The sequence below is a fragment of the Enterococcus sp. 5B3_DIV0040 genome (assembly GCF_002140755.1).
GTDB classification, from domain to species: domain Bacteria; phylum Bacillota; class Bacilli; order Lactobacillales; family Enterococcaceae; genus Enterococcus_D; species Enterococcus_D casseliflavus.
Genome location: NZ_NGLC01000001.1, coordinates 2,538,843 through 2,539,936, shown reverse-complemented (window position 1 = coordinate 2,539,936; position 1,094 = coordinate 2,538,843). Strand labels below are relative to the sequence as shown.

1 pseudogene is annotated in these 1,094 nt (G+C 27.7%); it reads left to right on the top strand.

Going from position 1 to position 1,094, the window contains the following annotated elements:
- Window positions 1-392: 392 nt before the first annotated feature.
- Window positions 393-1,094: pseudogene (locus A5883_RS11850) on the top strand (YSIRK-targeted surface antigen transcriptional regulator); the annotation flags it as partial.

Genomic DNA, 1,094 nt, shown 5'->3' with positions numbered 1-1,094 from the left:
GTACGGGAAGAAATACATATAGTTTTTCAAACAATGGATAAACAGCTTTTATGAGAGGAATAAATACTGATTTAAATGAATTATTTGATTTAGAGTAAATAGTAATTGCTAAAATGTTTTTTAAGGATTATCATATAAAAATAAAGAGACTGAATCAAAGTTTTATTTATATGTGAAGGGGGAGTTTAGGCAGAATGGAGAAAAAATTTTTGGGAAAGAATGTTTATGAAGCTTTATTAGAACGTTTTCATTTTGTATTCCGAGAATTCTCTGTTATCTATATTTCTTTTTCAGGGGGAAAGGATAGTGGGCTCTTACTAAACTTATTATTAGATTTTAGAGATAAGTACTATCCTAGTCTCTTATACACATCTAGATGTGTATAAGAGACAGACGATTTACTATCACAGAATTATGATCCAGAGATATATTTATTTTTATATGAAAATAAAATATTAGAATATGTTAAAACTGGTGATGTTGAAAAACTTAGAGATATGGTTTTTCAACTTAGTAACGGTATAGTTCCAACAATTAGTGGAGATACAATTAGATCAGAAAAAAACTACTCCATCATTGTTTTTGAAAAATTAGCTCAGACTTCAATATCTTTGGGAATGGATATCATAGATGCTTATCAAAATAGAGATAAATTTGTGCGTAAGAATGAATTAGCAGTATCTTTAAATGAAGTTCTACAAATAAGAGATGCTGCAATTGTTTTCTATACAAAAGAGATTGGGAAAGAAAAAGCGAAAAAGCTGTCACCGCTAATTTCTTCAGTTATCCAATATATAGGGTTAAACATTTATAAAAAGATAACTGTAAAAGAAATTTCGGAGTATTTTTCAATAAGTGAAACCAAATTAAGGACAAGTTTTAAAGAGGAAACGAATACTACTTTGTATAACTATATTATGAAACGTAAAATTTCAGCAGCTAAGGTAATGCTAAAATCTAATAATACAATTAGTGAAGTGGCTTTTACACTTGGTTTTTCTAATTCTTCACATTTATCAACAGTTTTTAAGAAATATACAGGAGTTTCGCCAAAACAATTTCAACAAACGATAAATTCGAATAAAATAGATATT